The organism is Mesorhizobium sp. M6A.T.Cr.TU.016.01.1.1 (genome assembly GCF_003952585.1).
Taxonomy (GTDB): Bacteria; Pseudomonadota; Alphaproteobacteria; order Rhizobiales; family Rhizobiaceae; genus Mesorhizobium; species Mesorhizobium mediterraneum.
In genome coordinates this window covers 4,730,597-4,748,398 of the sequence record NZ_CP034452.1, presented here as the reverse complement: position 1 = coordinate 4,748,398, position 17,802 = coordinate 4,730,597, and the positions used below count along the sequence as shown (strand labels likewise).

The following is a 17,802-nucleotide window of genomic DNA, read 5'->3' as shown; positions in this document are numbered from 1 at the left end:
ATGGATACAGTTTATCGTGGATAAATTTTATCTGCAATAGCCGTTTGAAAAAAGCGGCGCATGCAGGCGCCGCTTTTCAAAACGGGCTGCGCCCTATTCCGCCGCCACCTTGGCCATCGGGTTGTTCGGATGCGTCGTCCAGTTGGCGTAGACCGGCGATACCGGTCTGCCGGTGCGCTGGTCCATCACGCCGGCCGCCAGCGGCTCCATGGTGATGCAGTTCTCGACCGGGCAGACATTGACGCAGAGATTGCAGCCGACGCATTCGGCCTCGATCACCTCGAAATGCCTGACGCCGTCGACCATGCTGGTGATCGCCTGGTGCGAAGTGTCCTCGCAGGCGATGTGGCAGCGGCCGCATTTGATGCAGGCCTCCTGGTCGATATGCGCCTTGGCGACGTAGTTGAGGTTGAGATATTGCCAGTCGGTGACGTTGGGCGTGGCGCGGCCGATTATATCGTCGAGCGAGGCATGGCCCTTCTCGTCCATCCAGTTTTCCAGGCCGGCGATCATCTCCTGCACGATCTTGAAGCCATAGGTCATCGCCGCCGTGCACACCTGCACATTGCCGGCGCCGAGCGCCATGAATTCGGCAGCGTCGCGCCATGTGGTGATGCCGCCGATACCGGAGATCGGCAGCCCATGCGTTTCCGGATCACGGGCGATTTCGGCCACCATGTTCATGGCGATCGGCTTCACCGCCGGCCCGCAATAGCCGCCATGCGAACCCTTGCCGTCGATCGTCGGCTCCGGCGCAAAACTATCGAGATTGACGCCGGTGATCGAATTGATGGTGTTGATCAGCGACACCGCATCCGTGCCGCCGGCAAGAGCGGCGCGCGCCGGCTTGCGCACATCGGTGATGTTGGGCGTCAGCTTGGTGATAACAGGCATTCGCGTGTTGGCCTTGCACCAGCGCACCACCATTTCGATGTATTCCGGCACCTGGCCGACGGCGGCACCCATGCCGCGTTCCGACATGCCGTGCGGGCAGCCGAAATTAAGCTCGATGCCGTCGGCCTCCGTCTCCTCGACCACCGGCAGGATCGCCTTCCACGCGTGTTCCTCGCAAGGCACCATCAGCGAGACGACGATGGCGCGGTCGGGCCAGTCCTTCTTGACCTGCTTGATCTCGCGCAGATTGACCTGCAGATCGCGGTCGGTGATCAGCTCGATGTTGTTGAGGCCGAGCAGGCGGCGGTCGGCGCCCCAGATCGCGCCATAGCGCGGACCGTTGACGTTGACCACCGGCGGGCCCTCTTCGCCGAGCGTCTTCCACACCACGCCGCCCCAGCCCGCCTTAAAAGCGCGGATGACGTTGTAGGCTTTGTCGGTCGGCGGCGCCGACGCCAGCCAGAACGGATTTGGCGATTTGATGCCGACGAAATTGTTGCGGATGTCTGCCATGCTCATGCCCTCCCGTTCGAGGTCAGTGCCCGGTGGATCGATTCAGCCGCGTCGCGGCCTTGCGCGACGGCGGAGACGGTGAGGTCGTCGCCGCCAAAGATGCAGTCGCCGCCGGCCCAGACGTTTGGCAGCGAGGTGCGGCCTTCGGCATCGGCCTTTATGCGGCCGGCCTCCAAGGCAAGCAAGGCCCCGCTGCCGTTGAGCGCCGAGGGAATAAAGCTCTGGCCGATCGCCTTGAACACCTGATCGGCGGTAAGCGTCAGCCGCTCGCCGGTGCCGACGAGCTTGTCGCCATCCATCGCCGTATATTCGAGCTCGATGCCCGAGACTTTGCCGCCTTCGGCAATGACCCGCTTCGGCTGCAGCCAGTGACGGATGGTGACACCGTTGGCGGCGGCGAGATCCTGTTCAAATTCGGAGGCGTTCATGTGCTCTTGGCCACGCCGGTAGCAGATCGTCACCTCTTCGGCGCCGAGCAGCTTGGACTGCACCGCCGCGTCGATCGCCGTCATGCCGCCGCCAATGACGACGACGCGCCGGCCAACCGGCAGGCTGGCAAGGTCGCTGGCCTGGCGAAGCTCGGCGATGAACTCCACCGCATTGGTGACGCCTTGCGCCTCCTCGCCATCGGCGCGCAGCGCGTTGACGCCGCCAAGCCCCATGCCGAGAAACACCGCGTCGTAATTCCTGGTCAGGTCCGACAGCTGGTAGTCACGACCGAGCGCCTTGCCGTTCTGAACCTCGATGCCGCCGATCGACAGGACGTAATCCACCTCGGCCTGGGCGAAATTGTCGATGCTCTTGTAGGCGGCGATGCCGTATTCATTGAGACCGCCGGCCTTCGGGCGGGCCTCAAGGATGGTCACCTCATGACCATGGCGGGCGAGCCGATGCGCGGCGGCAAGCCCCGCCGGTCCGGCGCCAACCACGGCGACCGTCTTGCCGGTCGGCTCAGCGCGCCGGTAAAACTGCTTGTCCTGCGCCATCGCGACATCGGTGGCGTAACGCTGCAGGCGGCCGATCTGCACCGGCTTGCCTTCCGCCACTTCGCGCACGCAGACCTCTTCGCACAGCGTCTCGGTCGGGCAGACGCGGGCGCACATGCCGCCCAGAATGTTCTGGTCGAAAATCGTCTTGGCCGAGCCGATCGGATTGCCGGTCGAGATCTGGCGGATGAACAGCGGGATGTCGATCGAGGTCGGGCATGCGTTCATGCACGGCGCATCGTAGCAGAAATAGCAGCGATCGGACTCGACCAGCGCCTCGTGATGATCGAGCGGCGGATGCAGGTCGGAAAAATTATCCGCATATTGTTCAGGCGAAAGCCGTCCGCCGGCAATGCCCTGCTTGAAATGACCAGTCGCCATTCCGCTTCCCCATTTCTTGTGGTTTTGAGCAAGGCTAACACGTTTTGTTTTTTTATCAATTGGTCAATTTTCGATGCAAGCCGCTGAAAAGGCTTGATTAAAACATGATATATATACTCATGTTTTTATTTCACGCGCGATCACTGTGCAGACAGGAGGTCCACCTCAGGGGCACGGCCATGAATCGACCTGATCTCGTTCGCGACCAGTTCCTGCAGCCGCCACAGATTGCGGTCACGAATGCCGAACGCTTCCAGGTGACTGACGGTATTGTAGAGATATTCGGCACCGGACCCGACATGCCCGCACGCCCGCGCCAGCACTTGCGCAACCCTCTCCAGAGGCTGGTTGAGCGAGGTGCCCCTGCCGGTCACACCGACCCAGAAGCCCAGCGCCCTGAGCCTGCCTTGAGCCGTATGCACGGGAAGCCACCTGACTGAGCCAATACTCTCGTGATCACTGATTTCGCGCCGCAACAATCTCTCGATCTGCAGCGGTTTTTCGCCTTCCGGCAAACGGTAGATCACCCCGATGCATCGCCCGCCCCGTTCGAGCGCCATCATCAAGCCCGGCTGCTCGGCACTGCCGCGCCAACGGACCATGTCGAGGCAAAAAGATCGATGCCAGCCGAAAGCGGTGGCGCGCTGCTGTTCGACGGACTCGAAGGCCGGCTTCCAGATCAGCGAGCCATAGGCGAACACCCATAGCGGTCCCTCGTCCGCCTCGCCTGACAGCCGGGAGGCAAGCGTCTGGAAATCCTCATCGGTCAGTTGCGTCCAGCTTCCATCGGGACCGGGATCGGCCTCCTCCCGATGGCATAGCGCGACAAGCTCTGAAGTGAGCGACATCCGGCGCATGGATCAACACCCCTCGTTGACGGCAAGCAAAGTCGAAAACTGCAACTTGCGCAAGGTTACGAATGAGGGGCGCCTTGCCGCCATCGATTTCTGGCCCAGATGTCGGATTTCCGTCGCCAAGATCGTCCTAGGATGAATCGAACCACAATCCACAACTGGAAACCGCCCACGACTGGAAACATAAGGAGCACGATAATGCCAAAGTCCCCGATGCCCTTCTTCTGGTACGAACTGATAACCACCGATCTCGACGCCGCCGAAGCGTTCTACACCGCTGTCGTTGGCTGGACGGCGCAGCCCTTCGACGGCGCGCCCGGCATGCCGCGCTATATCGTCATGAATGTCGGCGAGCGCGGCGTCGGCGGGCTGATGGCGCAGCCGGACGAAGTGCGCAAAATGGGTATGCCGCCGGCCTGGATCGGCTACATCCACACCAGGGATGTCGATGCCTCGACAAAATCGTTGAAGGAGGCCGGCGGTACGGTTCATCGCGAGCCCGACGACATTCCGGGCGTCGGCCGCTTTGCCGTCGTTGCCGATCCGCAAGGCGCGGCCTTCAACTTCCTGCAGCCGGATGGCCCCGACCAGCCGCCGCTGCCATTGGCGACGCCCGGCAATATCGGCTGGCATGAGCTCTATACGACCGACTGGCAGGCCGCGTTCGATTTCTATGCCGGGCAATTCGGCTGGACCAAGGGCGAGGCCATGGATATGGGGCCGATGGGCACCTACCAGCTCTTCGCCGCCGGCGGCGAGCCTATTGGCGGCATGATGAACAAGCCCGAGCAGATTCCGGTGCCGGCCTGGCAGTTCTATTTCAATGTTCCGGCCATCGACGCGGCGGCCAAGCGCGTGACCGACAATGGCGGCAAGATCCTGATGGGCCCGATGGAGGTTCCCGGCGGCGGTTGGATCGTGCAGTGCACGGATCCGCAAGGCGCTCATTTCGCGCTGATGGCGCCGGTGCGGTAGGTGTCCTGACCAACCGAGTGCTGCCGCTGGATCATCCAGCGTCAGCACCGCAACTTTTTGGTGCTGCTGAGTTGGACGGCTATGTGTCGTTCGGCGACGGCAAGAATTGGGAGCGCGAGTTAGCGAAAGAGCTTCGCGGAGCCGGAGGTACCATTCGATCCGGGCGGCGTTCTTAGAGCAATTCCAGGAAAAGTGCGTAGCGGTTTTCCGTCCGGAATTGCGTAAGAACAAATACTTAGAGCGGTTCGGCGATTCTATCAAAAGCTGAACCGCTCGAGGCGAAATCTATCGTGCCCATGGCGGAGGCTCGCCCGTATTTCGCGCTGATCGCGCCGGGACACTGAACCAGCCCGATACCTATCAAAATTGAACAGCCGCACCGCACCGTTGGTGCGATGCGAGCAGATGAATTGCCTCAGGGCGCAAAGTCATTCCGGCGCCAGTACAGCAATCTTGAGGGTCTCTTTCTTGGCGCCGCTGAGTTGGATGGTCGCCGGGCCGGCGGCCGGCTTGAAGCGCACGCTCTTGCGGATCCGGGACAGGTCTTCATACCACTGAAACCCGCCAACTTCACGGCTTTGCCGTCCTGAACGACATCGATCCAGGCCTCATCGGACAGGCTGATCTGGAGTTCTCCCTCCGGGGGCACGGCCACGCTTGCCATCGCGCCGAATGTACCGGCTGCCGGCGCGCGTTCCGGCGGAACGGTGAAGCTGATCGTGTCGACCGGCACCAACGCCACATCTGCAGCCTCGCCGACCGAAAGGTCAGCGCCAGACTGCGCGGCGGGCGCCACCGCAAACAAGGCCTCCTCGCGCGTCACCGGCCATTTAAAAGCAGCACAACCGGTGTCGTCGGCGATGGCGACGCTGGTGCCTGCAACGATGGCGAATAGGCTGACGACGACTTTTCTCATGGCAAACGGAACCCACATGGTTGGAGTGTCTGGCTATCAATACAACTATAGCGATTTTATGCAACCATAGCGAGAAAAATATTGAGGGACGAGGAACATTTCCAATCACCGATTGTTGATGGCAGGCCGTGCGAAGTGAATGGTCCCTTGCCGGGCGATAATCTATGGCCAGTTCGGGGTAAAATGGAGCCTAGATGAAGCTTTTCGACGGTCTCGCCAGATATCAGCGGCAGGCTCTGGCTGTGCTTCGCATCATGACCGCGCTGCAGTTTATGGAGCACGGCACCCAGAAACTGTTCAATTTTCCCGTCAGCGATCATGCCGGCGCCCTGAGCGGCCTATCGCTGACCGCGGGCATCCTCGAATTCGCCGGCGGCATCCTGCTGGTATTGGGGCTGTTCACCAGGCCGGTCGCGTTCCTTCTCAGCGGCGAGATGGCGATCGCCTATTTCATGGCGCACATGCCAAGCGGCTTTTTCCCGGTCAACAATGGCGGCGATGCGGCAATCTCCTTCTGTTTCATCTTCCTCTATCTGGTGTTCGCCGGTCCCGGCGCTTTTGCGCTGGACAACCGCCGCAGCGCTTGAGGCGCCGACAAGCGGCGCCTTCACCCCCGCATCCGCTTGAGATTGGCGTCGAACAGCGGCGACGGCTGCACGCGCGCGCGATAACGCTTACCCAGCAGCTCAATCTCGAAGCCGTCGGCTTCGTCGGCGATCTCTTTCGGCACATAGCCCATGGCCACGGACGTCTTCGAATGGTGCGCGTAGCCGCCTGACGTGACCCAGCCGCGCACGACGCCGTCGAACCAGATCGGCTCGTCGCCGATGACGTCGGCGTCGGCCGCATCGACGACAAAGGCGCGCAGCCGCAGCTTGCCGCCTTGCTGGCGCTCGGCGAGTGCCGCTTGCTTGCCGACAAAATCGGTTTCTTTCCCGTAGGCGACGAAGCGATCGAGACCGGCCTCCAGCGGCCCGTAGATCGGCCGGTATTCGCGCGCCCACGAGCCGTAGTTCTTTTCCAGCCGAAGCGCGTTGAGCGCGCGCGAGCCGAACAGACCGATGCCGAATTCTTCGCCCGCCGCCATCAAGGTCTGGAATGCGGCGCGCTGATATTCCGGCGCCACCCAGACCTCGTAGCCAAGATCGCCCGTGTAGCTGACGCGGCCGACCAGACACGGTGCCATGCCGATGTCCATCTTGGCCGCGGCCATGAACGGAAACGCCGCATTCGACACATCCGCCCGCGTAACCTTTGCCAGCACGTCCCGCGCCCTCGGTCCGGCGATCGACAGGCCCGTTAGCTTCGCCCCCAGCGCCTCGATGCGAACCGAGCCATCTTGCGGCAGATGGGCCTCAAACCAGCGCATGTGATACTGCTCGGCAATGCCGGAGCCGGCGAGAAACCAGCCCTCCCCGTTGGAATTGGGGTTGCCGAGATTGGCCAGCGAGAAATCGCCGATCAGCCTGCCGTCTTCCTTCAGCATCGGCGCCAGCGTCATGCGGCCGGGTCTTGGCAGCTTGCAGGCAAGCAGGCGGTCGAGCCAGACCGCAGCGCCCTCGCCGGTCACCCTATATTTGGCGAAGTTCGAAATCTCCGACAGGCCGACACTTGTCCGCACCGTTCTCACCTCGTTTGCGACATGCTCGAAATCGCTTGAGCGCCGCCACGAGAACTCATCTTTGACGCCCTCGGGCGCATACCAAAGCGGCACTTCCAGTCCAAAGGCCACGCCCCATTGCGCGCCCTTGGCCGACAAGAGGTCGTAGACCGGCGTGGTCTTGAGCGGCCGCCCGGCAGGCAGCTCCTCATTGGGGAAGCGGATGGAAAAACGCCGCGAATAATTCTCGCGCACCTTGGCGTTGGTGTAGGCCATCGTTGCCCAGTCGCCGTAGCGCGAGACGTCCATCGCCCAGATATCGGCGCCGGGGTCACCCTCGATCATCCAGTTCGACAGTGCGAGCCCAACACCGCCGCCTTGCGAAAAGCCGGCCATGACACCGCACGCGACCCAGAAGCCCGGCAGGCCGCGCACCGGTCCGACCAGCGGGTTGCCGTCCGGCGCGAAGGTGAAGGGACCGTTGATGATCTGCTTGATGCCAGTGTTCTGGAAAGCCGGGAAATGCCTGAAGCCAACCTCCAGCGATGGCGCGATGCGGTCGATGTCGGGCTCCAGCAGTTCGTGGCCAAAATTCCACGGCGTCGAAAATTCGGACCATGGCTTGTTGGCCTTCTCATAGGTGCCCATCAGCATGCCGCCGCGCTCCTGGCGCAGATAGAGCTCGCCGTCGAAATCGACCGCATGGATGATCTCCGTGCCGGTCTTCTGGTTCCAGGCGGCGACTTCCGGCATGTCCTCGGTGATCAGATACATGTGCTCCATGGCCAGCACCGGCAGTTCCAGCCCGACCATGCGGCCGACCTCGCGCGCCCACAGGCCGCCGGCATTGACGACATGCTCGGCCACCACCTCGCCCTTGTTGGTGATGACGCGCCACAGCCCGTCGGCGCGGCGCACGATGTCCTCGACCTTGGTGAAGCGCTCAACCTCGGCGCCAAGCTTCCTCGCGGCCTTGGCATAGGCATGGGTGACCCCTGAAGGATCGAGGTGGCCATCCTCCTTGTTGCGGACAGCGCCAACGAACTGCTTCGGGTCGAGCAGCGGCATCAGCTCGGCCGCTTCGTTAGGCGAAATCTCCTCGAGATCGATGCCGAGATAGCGGCCCTTGGCGACGACGCCGCGCAGCCAGTCGAGCCGCGCCTCGGTCGCCGCCAGAAGCACGCCGCCGGTCAGATGCACGCCGGTCGCCTGGCCGGACAGTTCCTCGATCTCCTTGTAGAGCGAGATCGTGTATTTCTGCAGCTTGGCGACGTTGGGATCGCCATTGATCGTGTGCATGCCGCCGGCCGCATGCCAGGTCGAACCGGAGGTCAGCTCATCGCGCTCCAAAAGCACGACGTCGGTCCAGCCGTGACGCGCCAGATGGAACAGCACGGAACAGCCGACGACACCGCCGCCTATGACCACGACCTTTGCATGCGATTTCATGGGTTTTCTCGTTATTTCAATGAGTTGGAGGGGAACGATGAATCGGGACGGGAGGAGCCAAGCCACCCCCCTCTGGCCTGCCGGCCATCTCCCCCTCAAGGGGGGAGATCAGCAGCGACGGCGCCGCCATGCTTCTTTCAACGTTGGTGATTAGCGAAGGAAAACGTGACAGCCAATCTCCCCCCTTGAGGGGGAGATGTCCGGCAGGACAGAGAGGGGTATACGAGCGCAAACCTGTGGCCATCACGGCTCACCCGCCCCAATCGCTTCCTTGCGCTTCGCCACATACGCCTCCAGCGCCTCGCGCACAGAAATGTCCATCGTCGGCTCGACATAATCCTCCAGCGCTTTCTTCCACAGCCGCGTTGCGCGCGCCGTGGCGTCGAGCCCGCCGGCCTCTTGCCACGCCTCGTAGTTCTGCCAGTTGGAGAGCATTGGCTGGTAGAAGGCGGTGGCGTAGCGCTCCAGCGTGTGCGGCTCGCCGAAGAAATGGCCGCCGGTCGGCACAGCACCCAGCGCCTCGACGGCGAGTTCGGCCTCGTTGACTTCGATCGGGCGCAAAAACTCCATCATGTGCTGGATCATCTCGACGTCGATGATGAACTTCTCGAACGATGCGGTCAGCCCGCCTTCCTGCCAGCCGGCGGCGTGGTAGACGAGATTGCCGTGGCCAAGTACCCCGCCCCACAACGCCATCAGCGTCTCATAGGCGCCTTGCGCGTCAGCGGCGTTGGAGGCGGAGCCCGGCGTCGTCCGGTAGGGCAGTCCATAGCGCCGTGCCAGCTGCCCGGAGGCGATGTTGGCCTTGGTGTTCTCCGGCGTGCCGAAGGCCGGCGCACCGGACTTCATGTCGACATTGGAGGTGAAGGCGCCATACATGACCGGAGCGCCAGGGCGAACAAGCTGGGTCAAGACCACGCCGAACAGCGCCTCGGCATTCTGCTGCGCCAGCGCGCCGGCAAGCGTCACCGGGCTCATCGCCCCCATCAGCGTGAACGGCGTCACCGCGACCGACTGGCCGAATTCGGCCATGGTCATCAGCCCTTCGGCCATCATCTCGTCGAAGCGGCGCGGCGAGTTGACCGAGATGATGGTGGTGACGCCGGGATCGTCGCGCATCTGGTCGAGACTCAAGCCCCGCGAAATCGCCATCATTTCGATGCCGTCGAGCGCCCTGCCCCGGCCGATCGCCGAGACGTGAAAACCTTTGTCGGTCAGCGTCAGATTGGCGAAATAGGTGTCGAGGTGGCGTGAATTGGCCGGCAGTTCCACCGGTGCGCAGACCTGGTTGCCCAGCATGTGGATGCAGTTGAAATGCTGCGCCAGCCGGGTGAGATCGCTGTAGTCGCGCAAATTACCGGCACGGCGGCCGCGTTCCATATCGTGCACGTTGGGCGGTCCGGCGACGAGCGTAAAATTGATAGTGTTACCGCCGAGATGGACGGTATGGGCCGGGTTGCGCGGCGTAAGCCGGTAACTCGACCGCGTCGTCTTCAGTGCCTCATCGACCATGCCCCGGTCGATGCGGATGGTCATCGACGCATGATCGACCTTGGCCCCGGCCTTCTCAAACAGCGAAAGCGCTCGCGGGCTCATCACCTCGATGCCAAAATTCTCCAGGATATGCATCGACGCCTGGTGAATAGCCTCGATCTGCTCGGCCGAGAGCATCGCCATTGGCGGATAGGGATTGGTGACGCGGCGCAGCGGCAGTTGCGGGATGGCAGCCGGTCCCCTGTTGCTGGTTCGCTCAGCGCCGCGCTTGCGTCTCGGTTCAGTCATGCGGCGCATCAAAGCGCCGACACGATGATCGGGCTGTCAGAAATCCGCCACTCGCGGGCGTGATTTTAGCCAAGGCGGCATTTTGGGAATTTTATTCCAACAAAAGCGACAGAAAACGTCGGAATATCCATCCTCGCTGTGCCCCGGCCAAAGCAGCCGATGAGCCGTTAAGAAACGCCGCAAGATTCCCTTTATGTTTTCGGCCTAATCCTCCTCCGATGCGTAGGTCAAGTTTTAGTAAAATTGTAGCTGTTACCGTGCTGCTCGTGCTGTCGGCCTGCGCGACGCCGCCGAGCCATATCAACGATGTCTGCGCCGTCTTCGACCAGAATGACGGTTGGTTTGACAACTGGCAGGCAGCGGCCGAACGCGCCGAGCAGAAATACGGTGTGCCAGTTCCTGTGCTGATGGCGACGGTGCGCAAGGAATCCGGCTTCAAGAGCAATGCCAGGCCGCCGCGCACCAAGCTTCTCGGCTTCATTCCCTGGAAACGTGTCTCCAGCGCCGCCGGCTTCTCGCAGGCGCTGGACGGCACCTGGGCGCAATATCAAAGCGAGACGGGCAGCTGGGCGGCGCGCCGCACCAGGTTTGCCGATGCCGTCGATTTCGTCGGCTGGTATCATTCCAAGACATCAGACACGCTCGGCGTCGCCCGCAACGACACCTACAATCTCTATCTGGCCTATTATCTCGGCTGGACAGCCTACGGCCGCGGCAATCGCGGCGACGCCGGCGTGCAGCGCTACGCGCGGGCCACCGAGCAGATGGCGCAGGACTACGCCGCGCAGCTACGCCAATGCGCGCGTTGACGGCGCCACGGATCTAACCCTCCGTCAGCTTCGGCCGCTTTCCATGTGGACGCTTGGGCGGGGTGCCGGCAAAGCCCGGACCCACACCTTGCGGCGCGTCGTCCGGCACGCCTTCATTGGCGGCATGCTCCTTGTCGAACTTGATCACCGGCTCCATTTTCGCCAGCACATCGTCGGCAAGCCAGCACAGGCTCATATGGCCGTCGCCGAGATGCTTGACCGGCGGCACCTGCGTCTCGCAAAGATTGTCCGGCACCAGCCTCTTGTAGCCGCAGCGCGTCTGGAACGGACATCCGGTTGGCGGGTTCATCGCTGACGGAATGTCGCCCTCCAGCACGATGTGCTTCTTGATCACACTGGTGTCGGCGATCGGGATCGCCGACAGCAGCGCCTCGGTATAGGGATGATAGGGCGGCGAAAAGATCTGGTCTGTCGTGCCCTGCTCGACGATATAGCCGAGATACATGACGACGACGCGGTCGGCGATGTAGCGCACCACCGACAGGTCATGGCTGATGAACAGCATCGTCGTCTTGTTCTTGCGCTGGATGTCCATCAGGAGCTCGGTCACCGCCGCCTGCACCGACACGTCGAGCGCCGAGACCGGCTCGTCGGCCACCACCACCTTGGCGTCACCGGCAAAGGCCCGCGCCACGCCGATGCGCTGCTTCTGGCCGCCTGAGAGCTGGCGTGGCTTGCGGGTCTCGAACGCCCGCGGCAGCTTCACCAGGTCGAGAAGCTCCAGCATGCGCTTGCGGCGATCGGCGACGGTGTTGCCGACATTGAACTTTTCCAGCGTGCGGATGATCTGCGAGCCGACCGAGTGGCTGGGATTGAGCGTGTCGAACGGATTCTGGAACACCATCTGGATCGACGACACCGTCTCGACGCTGCGCTTCTCGACGCCGGTCGACTCGATCCGCTGGTTGCCGAGGGTCACAGTGCCGGAGCTTGCCGTCTCCAGCCCGAGCAGCACCTTGGCCAGCGTCGACTTTCCGCAACCTGACTCGCCGACGATGGCGACGGTCTCGGATTCGCGCGCCATGAAGGAGATCGTCTCGTTGGCCTTGACGACGCGGCCTTCGCTTGAGCCGAACACTTCGCTGCCGCCGACCTTATAGTATTTCCTGAGGTCCTCGATCTTGAGCACCGGCGCGCCGGGCTCGACGCGCTCGTTGACCTTCTTGGCGCCGGGCGGCAGCGCCTCCCAGTCGATCTCGTTGAAGCGCACACAGCGCGAAAAATGGCCTTCATGGCCGTCGACCGCGATCATCGGGATTTCGGCGGCGTTGCAGACGCCCTCGACGAAATGGTGGCAGCGAGGGCCGAAATTGCAGCCCTTCGGCCGCTCGTGCGGCAGCGGCAATTGCCCCGGGATGGAGATCAGAGGCCGCGAATTCTTGTCGGCGCCGGGCAGCGGGATCGAGCGGAACAAGCCTTGCGTGTAAGGATGGCGCATCCGGTCGAAGACGTCCTTGATCTTGCCGGTTTCCACCGCCTCGCCCGAATACATCACCGTGATGCGGTCGCAGGTCTCCAGGATCAGGCCGAGATTGTGCGACACGAAGATCATCGAGGTGCCGAACTTCTCGCCGAGCCCCTTGACCAGGTCGACGATGCCGGCTTCCACCGTTACGTCGAGCGCAGTCGTCGGCTCATCGAGCAGGAGCAGCGCCGGCTTCGACAGCAGCGCCATGGCGATGACGATGCGCTGTTGCTGGCCACCGGAAAGCTGGTGCGGAAAGGAGCGCATCATGCGCTCGGGATCGGGCAGCCTGACCGAGCGCACCATTTCAAGCGCGCGCCTATAAGCCTCCTCCTTCGATACCTTGTCGTGGATCAGCGGCACTTCCATCAGCTGCTGACCGACCTTCATCGCCGGGTTCAGGCTGGCCATCGGCTCCTGGTAGATCATCGCGATCTTGTTGCCGCGGATGGCGCGCAGTTCCTCATCGGACAGCTCGCCCATGTCCTTGCCCTGGAACTTTATCCGGCCGCCGACGATCTTTCCGATGTTGGAGAGGTCGCGCATGATGCCGAGCGACACGGTCGACTTGCCGCAGCCGGATTCGCCGACGATGCCCATCGCTTCGCCGGGCATGACCGTGCAGGAGAAGTCCATAACGGCCGGTATCTCACCCTTGCGGGTGAAGAAGGAGATCGACAGGTTCTCGATCTCGATGATCGGCCCATTGGTCGGCTTGGCGGGATTTCGAACTGCCTCATTCATGGGTCGCTCCAATCCTGGTTCTTCTAAGTAGGGTCGAAGACCCGTCCATCAATCTTTCATCGATTGTTCACGCAGCGAGTCGGCCAGGAGATTAAGGCCCAGCACGAACGACATCAGCGCGATCGTCGGCGGCAGCGCCGGATGGATGAAGGAGCGCAGCAGCCGGCTGGCATCCTTGATCGCGGTGCCCCAGTCCGGGCTCTCTGGCGCCAGCCCTAGGCCGAAATAGCCGAGCGTGCCGAGCAGGATCGTGGTGTAGCCGATACGCAGGCAGGCATCGACGATCAGCGGCCCGCGGGCATTGGGCAGTATCTCCCACAGCATGATGTACCAGGGCGATTCACCGCGCGTTTGCGCCGCCGCCACATAGTCGCGCGTTTTGATGTCCATGACCAGGCCGCGCACGATGCGGAACACGCCGGGGCTGGACGCGAACACCACCGCCACGAAGATATTGAGCTGGTTGGGATCGATGTGGATGATCCTGAACGGGTCGGCATCGAAGACCAGGCCGGCATAGACCCAGCCGCCAATGATCAGCGTCAGTCCCAGGAGGATGTAGAGGCGGTCGGGCCGTTTCTTGTAGCGCGTCCAGAACAGCACGCTGAAGAAGATGATCGGGAACAGGAAGAACAGGCCGGCCATCATGTAGGGAATCGGTGTCTCCATGATGCCCGGCGTCACCAAGAGGTAGAACAGGAGGATCACCGGGAAGGCGAGCACCAGATTGGCGAGGAAGGACAGCACGGTGTCGATCCTGCCGCCGTAATAGCCGGCCGGCAGGCCGAGCGTGATGCCGACCATCAGCGCGAAACCGGTCGCCGCCGGCGCGATGATCAGCACGATCTGGCTGCCATAGACCATGCGGCTGAACACATCGCGGGCAAGCTTGTCGCCGCCGAACAGGTAGACAAGTCCGGATTGCGGCTCGACCGCGCCCGGCAGCGCGTCCTTCATGATCGGGATCTGGACAAGCGGATTGAAGGGCGAGATGGTCGACGCGAAGATCGCCGTGAACAGCCAGAATAGGCAGATGCCGACGCCGACGATGCCGACGCTGCTGTCGAACAGCTGACCGTAGAGGCCAAGCCTCTTCTTGTAGGCGAAGCTCGCCCCCATCACCAGGACGAGAGCGATCCAGACCGGCCAGAAACGCGCAAGCACGCCAAGCACCACGTTGAAGGCGCCGATATATTCAAGCTGCATCCGCCCGATCCCCTATTGAACTCTGATACGCGGATTGAGAAACGCATAGCCGACATCGGAAATGAGCTGCGTGATCAGGACGATGAACACCGAGACCAGGGAGCAGCCGAGCAAAAGATCGATGTCGTTGTTGCCGGCCGCCTCGACCAGCGTGTAGCCGAAGCCTTGATAGCGGAACATCACCTCGACGATGACGACGCCGGTGAGCAGCCAGGGAAATTGCAGCATGATGACAGTGAACGGCGCGATCAGCGCGTTGCGCAGCGCGTGCTTGACCACGACGCTGCCGAAGGAGAGGCCCTTCAACCGGGCGGTGCGGATATATTGCTGCGTCATCACCTCGACCATCGAGGCGCGGGTCATGCGGGCGATGTAGCCGATACCGTAGATCGCCAGCGTCATGACAGGCAGCGTGAAGTTGTAGAAGGTGATGCCCCGGCTGGCCGAAGCCGCCGAACCGTTCAGCAGGCCGAGCCATGAGGCGAAGATGACGGTAAAAATGACGCCCGACACATATTCGGGCGTCGCCGTCGAGGCGATCGAGGCGACGGACAATGTCCGATCGGTTCGCGACCCCTCGCGCATGCCGGCGAGGATGCCGATCAGAAGCGAAATCGGCACCATCACCACAAGCACCCAGAACATCAGGATGCCGGTGGCGCCGAGCGCCGGGAAAAGCTTCGACGCGACCGTCGTCTTGAACTTGGTCGAGCAGCCGAAATCACCCTGCAACACGCCGGAGAAGGTCGGCTCGACAGGATCGTTGCAGAAGGAAAAACGTCGCCCGGGTTTGCCCGTTGCCGGGTCTGTGACCGGCTGCTTGGGCACGACACCCAGCCATTGGCCGTAGCGGGAGAAGAAATTCTGGCGGTAGCCATGATTGACCAGCCAGCTTTCGAGCTGCTCGGCCGAGGTGTGCATTTCGGTCTGGCTAATCGCCAGCTTTTTCAGATTGGGGTCGAGATTGATCAGGAAGAACACGACCAACGTCAGGCACAGCATCGTCAATGCCATGGTGCCGAGGCGTCGAAGGATGAAAGAAAGCATGGCGGTCCCCTGCCGGTCTGGTTGGGGTTGAGGCCGGCTTGGAACCAGCTCAGCCGCTATCGGCGGAGCTGGCTGTCAAACGGACCCTCAGAATGCGATCAACCCTGTCTTATTGCACGCCCTCATCCGAAGAGTTTGCGCTTTTTTGCTGCGCCGACTTTCGGTTGTGGGATCATGCATGGCGTGGGTGGAAGGGGCGAACCGCCCCTTCCACGATCGATCCGATCAGGCCTCGTCGAGCCAGACCTTGCCGTAATCGCGCTCGAAGGTCGGGTGCATGGCGTAGTTCTTAACCGCCGCGACCGAATGGCTGTACAGCTTGCGCCAGTAGGGCTGGATGATGATGCCGGAATCCTGCAGGATCTGCTCGATGTCCTTCATCATCTCCTTGCGCTTGGCGGCGTCGGCGACCGAAAGCGCGGCGTTGAGCTTGGCATCCCACTCGGGATTCGACCAGGCAGTTTCGTTCCAGGCTTCTCCGGTGCGGTAGCCGATCGCCAGAACCTGGACGCCGAGCGGCCGCATGTTCCAGTTGGTCATCGACAGCGGATACTTCGTCCAGTCGTTCCAGAACGTCGAACCCGGCAGCACCGTGCGCTTCACCTTGATGCCGGCGTCGCGCATCTGCGCGGCGATCGCATCGCCGGTGTTCTTGTGCCAGTCTTCGTCGACCGTGATCAGCTCGTGCTCGAAATCGGCCTGCCCGGCTTCCTCCATCAGCGCCTTTGCCTTAGCCGGATCGCGGGCAATCTTCGGCAGCTCGTAATATTCCGGATGGATCGGGGCGACATGGTGGTTTTCGGCGACAGTACCGGCATCGCCACCGCCCAGCTGGAGCACGACAGCGTTGTCGACTGCGAGCTGCAGCGCGTTGCGGACCTTCTGATCATCATAAGGCTTGTTGGCCACGTTGGTGCGGCAGACGATGGTCGCTGCGGTGACCACCTCGTACTTGACCAGGTCGACACCGTCGAGGATCGACACATAGTCGGCTGACGTCTCGAAATTGGTATGGACCTCTCCCGATTCGAAGGCGCTGACCGTGGCCGCCGGATCGGTGCCGTAGTCGATGAACTCGATGCCGTCGAGAAAGACCTCGCCGTCCCACCACTTGTTGTCTTCGCGGCGCTTGTAGACGACTTTCTGGCCGACATCGTAGGAGACGAGCTCGAAGGGGCCGGTGCCGATCGGGCAGGCTTTGAAATCGCCACCCTTTTCGTCGAAGGTCTTGTGGACGACGAGACCGGGATAGTCGCACACGTTGGGGATGAGGGCGATATCCGGCGTGCTGAGCTTCAGCTTCACCGTCAAATCGTCGACCTTGGTGACTGCGCTCTCATCCAGCTTGTCGTCCTTGACCAGCGAGCCGAGACGGCCGGGCATGGAATTGCCTTCGGCCTTCTTGTCGGCCCAACGCTTGAAGTTGAAGATGACATCGTCCGCGGTGAACGGATCGCCGTTGTTCCAGGTGACGCCCTTGCGCACATGCAGCGTGTATTCGGTGGCGTCGTCATTGACGTCCCAGCTCTCGAGCAGATAGGGGCGGAACGTGTATTCGTTTGTGTACTTGACCAACGGCTCGAGCGCCTGGCGCTCGGCATTGGCGATTTCCGACCAATCGGCCTTGCGCGGATCCTTCGGATCCTTGATCCACATAGCGACCTTCAATATGCCGCCCTTCTTGCCCTCCACGTCCTGCGCTCTCGCCGGCGTCGGGTCGGCGAGGCCGATCATGCCATAGGCCATCGCCGTGGACGCGCCGAAGACGCTGGCCAAAGCGAGAAACTCGCGGCGATCGACACGTCCGGCCCTGGCTTCTTCGGCCATTGCGTGGATGTGATCCGGAACGCGATCGCCATTACTCTTGTAGATTGTCATCACGAACTCCCATTGTTGGCTTTCTGCCTTTTACCATTCCGCATCCGGGCCGTGATGTCAAAAACGGCACGGATTGGGAACATGCCAAGGAATGTGCAACTTTGGAAGGGAAGCAGTTCGCGTGATAACGACAGTCTTGGCGCAAAATTGCTATTGCCCGGCAGATTTCGCTCGAATATCCGGCATCGATTAAACTGAGACATTCACTACAGCGCCGCGCGTCCTCGTGGACGCGCAAAGGACGCTGTAGCGCTTTGATTTTGCGCATAATCCTTTGCCGAA

General features: G+C 62.1%; 13 protein-coding genes and 1 pseudogene. 4 read left to right on the top strand and 10 right to left on the bottom strand.

Going from position 1 to position 17,802, the window contains the following annotated elements; all coding sequences use genetic code 11:
• Positions 1-93: 93 nt before the first annotated feature.
• The 3 genes from preA to EJ075_RS22930 all read right to left on the bottom strand — a co-directional run bounded on the left by preA (position 94) and on the right by EJ075_RS22930 (position 3,631).
• The gene (gene preA / locus EJ075_RS22940) at positions 94-1,407 is read right to left on the bottom strand and encodes an NAD-dependent dihydropyrimidine dehydrogenase subunit PreA (protein ID WP_126105849.1); all 1,314 of its coding nucleotides are present in this window, start codon (positions 1,405-1,407) and stop codon (positions 94-96) included.
• 2 nt (positions 1,408-1,409) lie between these two features.
• Complete coding sequence (locus EJ075_RS22935; protein ID WP_095482900.1) at positions 1,410-2,774, bottom strand: NAD(P)-dependent oxidoreductase; 1,365 nt, start codon at positions 2,772-2,774, stop codon at positions 1,410-1,412.
• Between the two features lie 140 nt (positions 2,775-2,914).
• Positions 2,915-3,631 carry a gamma-glutamylcyclotransferase gene (locus EJ075_RS22930; protein WP_126105848.1) on the bottom strand — a complete coding sequence of 239 codons (717 nt, stop codon included), beginning with the start codon at positions 3,629-3,631 and terminating at the stop codon, positions 2,915-2,917.
• 195 nt (positions 3,632-3,826) lie between these two features.
• Here EJ075_RS22930 and EJ075_RS22925 point away from each other — a divergent pair, with 195 nt between their 5' ends.
• On the top strand, positions 3,827-4,603 hold the full coding sequence (locus EJ075_RS22925; protein WP_126105847.1) for a VOC family protein: 777 nt from the start codon (positions 3,827-3,829) through the stop codon (positions 4,601-4,603).
• A gap of 428 nt (positions 4,604-5,031) precedes the next feature.
• Here EJ075_RS22925 and EJ075_RS33810 read toward each other — a convergent pair.
• Positions 5,032-5,426: pseudogene (locus EJ075_RS33810) on the bottom strand (hypothetical protein).
• Here EJ075_RS33810 and EJ075_RS33255 point away from each other — a divergent pair.
• Positions 5,311-5,589 (top strand): hypothetical protein, encoded by a 279-nt coding sequence (locus EJ075_RS33255; protein ID WP_164547169.1) that lies wholly within the window; start codon positions 5,311-5,313, stop codon positions 5,587-5,589. The pseudogene EJ075_RS33810 and the gene EJ075_RS33255 sit on opposite strands and share 116 nt — an antisense overlap.
• Positions 5,590-5,713: 124 nt before the next feature.
• Positions 5,714-6,106: a DoxX family protein gene (locus tag EJ075_RS22915; RefSeq protein WP_095482903.1), complete on the top strand. Its 393-nt coding sequence runs from the start codon at positions 5,714-5,716 to the stop codon at positions 6,104-6,106.
• 20 nt (positions 6,107-6,126) lie between these two features.
• Here the strand turns inward: EJ075_RS22915 and EJ075_RS22910 are convergent, their stop codons facing one another.
• Positions 6,127-8,568, bottom strand: a complete 2,442-nt coding sequence (locus EJ075_RS22910) for an FAD-dependent oxidoreductase (RefSeq protein ID WP_126105846.1) — start codon at positions 8,566-8,568, stop codon at positions 6,127-6,129.
• 243 nt (positions 8,569-8,811) lie between these two features.
• Complete coding sequence (locus EJ075_RS22900) at positions 8,812-10,350, bottom strand: trimethylamine methyltransferase family protein (RefSeq protein WP_148128433.1); 1,539 nt, start codon at positions 10,348-10,350, stop codon at positions 8,812-8,814.
• A 218-nt stretch (positions 10,351-10,568) separates the two neighbouring features.
• Between EJ075_RS22900 and EJ075_RS22895 the strand changes: the two genes are divergently transcribed.
• The gene (locus tag EJ075_RS22895) at positions 10,569-11,159 is read left to right on the top strand and encodes a transglycosylase SLT domain-containing protein (protein ID WP_126105843.1); all 591 of its coding nucleotides are present in this window, start codon (positions 10,569-10,571) and stop codon (positions 11,157-11,159) included.
• Positions 11,160-11,172: 13 nt separating this feature from the next.
• On the opposite strand, the gene EJ075_RS22890 is transcribed toward EJ075_RS22895, so the two are convergent.
• From EJ075_RS22890 to EJ075_RS22875, 4 genes are all read right to left on the bottom strand, one after another.
• Complete coding sequence (locus EJ075_RS22890) at positions 11,173-13,389, bottom strand: ABC transporter ATP-binding protein (protein ID WP_126105842.1); 2,217 nt, start codon at positions 13,387-13,389, stop codon at positions 11,173-11,175.
• Positions 13,390-13,437: 48 nt separating this feature from the next.
• Positions 13,438-14,595 (bottom strand): ABC transporter permease, encoded by a 1,158-nt coding sequence (locus EJ075_RS22885; protein WP_095482909.1) that lies wholly within the window; start codon positions 14,593-14,595, stop codon positions 13,438-13,440.
• Positions 14,596-14,607: 12 nt separating this feature from the next.
• Positions 14,608-15,642 carry an ABC transporter permease gene (locus tag EJ075_RS22880; protein WP_095482910.1) on the bottom strand — a complete coding sequence of 345 codons (1,035 nt, stop codon included), beginning with the start codon at positions 15,640-15,642 and terminating at the stop codon, positions 14,608-14,610.
• A 225-nt stretch (positions 15,643-15,867) separates the two neighbouring features.
• Positions 15,868-17,520: an ABC transporter substrate-binding protein gene (locus tag EJ075_RS22875; protein ID WP_126105841.1), complete on the bottom strand. Its 1,653-nt coding sequence runs from the start codon at positions 17,518-17,520 to the stop codon at positions 15,868-15,870.
• Positions 17,521-17,802: the final 282 nt, after the last annotated feature.

Coding starts and splice junctions, on each gene's coding strand:
- preA (WP_126105849.1), bottom strand. CDS start 1,407: ATGGCAGACATCCGCAACAATTTCGTCGGCATCAAATCGCCAAATCCG.
- EJ075_RS22935 (WP_095482900.1), bottom strand. CDS start 2,774: ATGGCGACTGGTCATTTCAAGCAGGGCATTGCCGGCGGACGGCTTTCG.
- EJ075_RS22930 (WP_126105848.1), bottom strand. CDS start 3,631: ATGCGCCGGATGTCGCTCACTTCAGAGCTTGTCGCGCTATGCCATCGG.
- EJ075_RS22925 (WP_126105847.1), top strand. CDS start 3,827: ATGCCAAAGTCCCCGATGCCCTTCTTCTGGTACGAACTGATAACCACC.
- EJ075_RS22915 (WP_095482903.1), top strand. CDS start 5,714: ATGAAGCTTTTCGACGGTCTCGCCAGATATCAGCGGCAGGCTCTGGCT.
- EJ075_RS22910 (WP_126105846.1), bottom strand. CDS start 8,568: ATGAAATCGCATGCAAAGGTCGTGGTCATAGGCGGCGGTGTCGTCGGC.
- EJ075_RS22900 (WP_148128433.1), bottom strand. CDS start 10,350: ATGACTGAACCGAGACGCAAGCGCGGCGCTGAGCGAACCAGCAACAGG.
- EJ075_RS22895 (WP_126105843.1), top strand. CDS start 10,569: ATGCGTAGGTCAAGTTTTAGTAAAATTGTAGCTGTTACCGTGCTGCTC.
- EJ075_RS22890 (WP_126105842.1), bottom strand. CDS start 13,389: ATGAATGAGGCAGTTCGAAATCCCGCCAAGCCGACCAATGGGCCGATC.
- EJ075_RS22885 (WP_095482909.1), bottom strand. CDS start 14,595: ATGCAGCTTGAATATATCGGCGCCTTCAACGTGGTGCTTGGCGTGCTT.
- EJ075_RS22880 (WP_095482910.1), bottom strand. CDS start 15,642: ATGCTTTCTTTCATCCTTCGACGCCTCGGCACCATGGCATTGACGATG.
- EJ075_RS22875 (WP_126105841.1), bottom strand. CDS start 17,520: ATGACAATCTACAAGAGTAATGGCGATCGCGTTCCGGATCACATCCAC.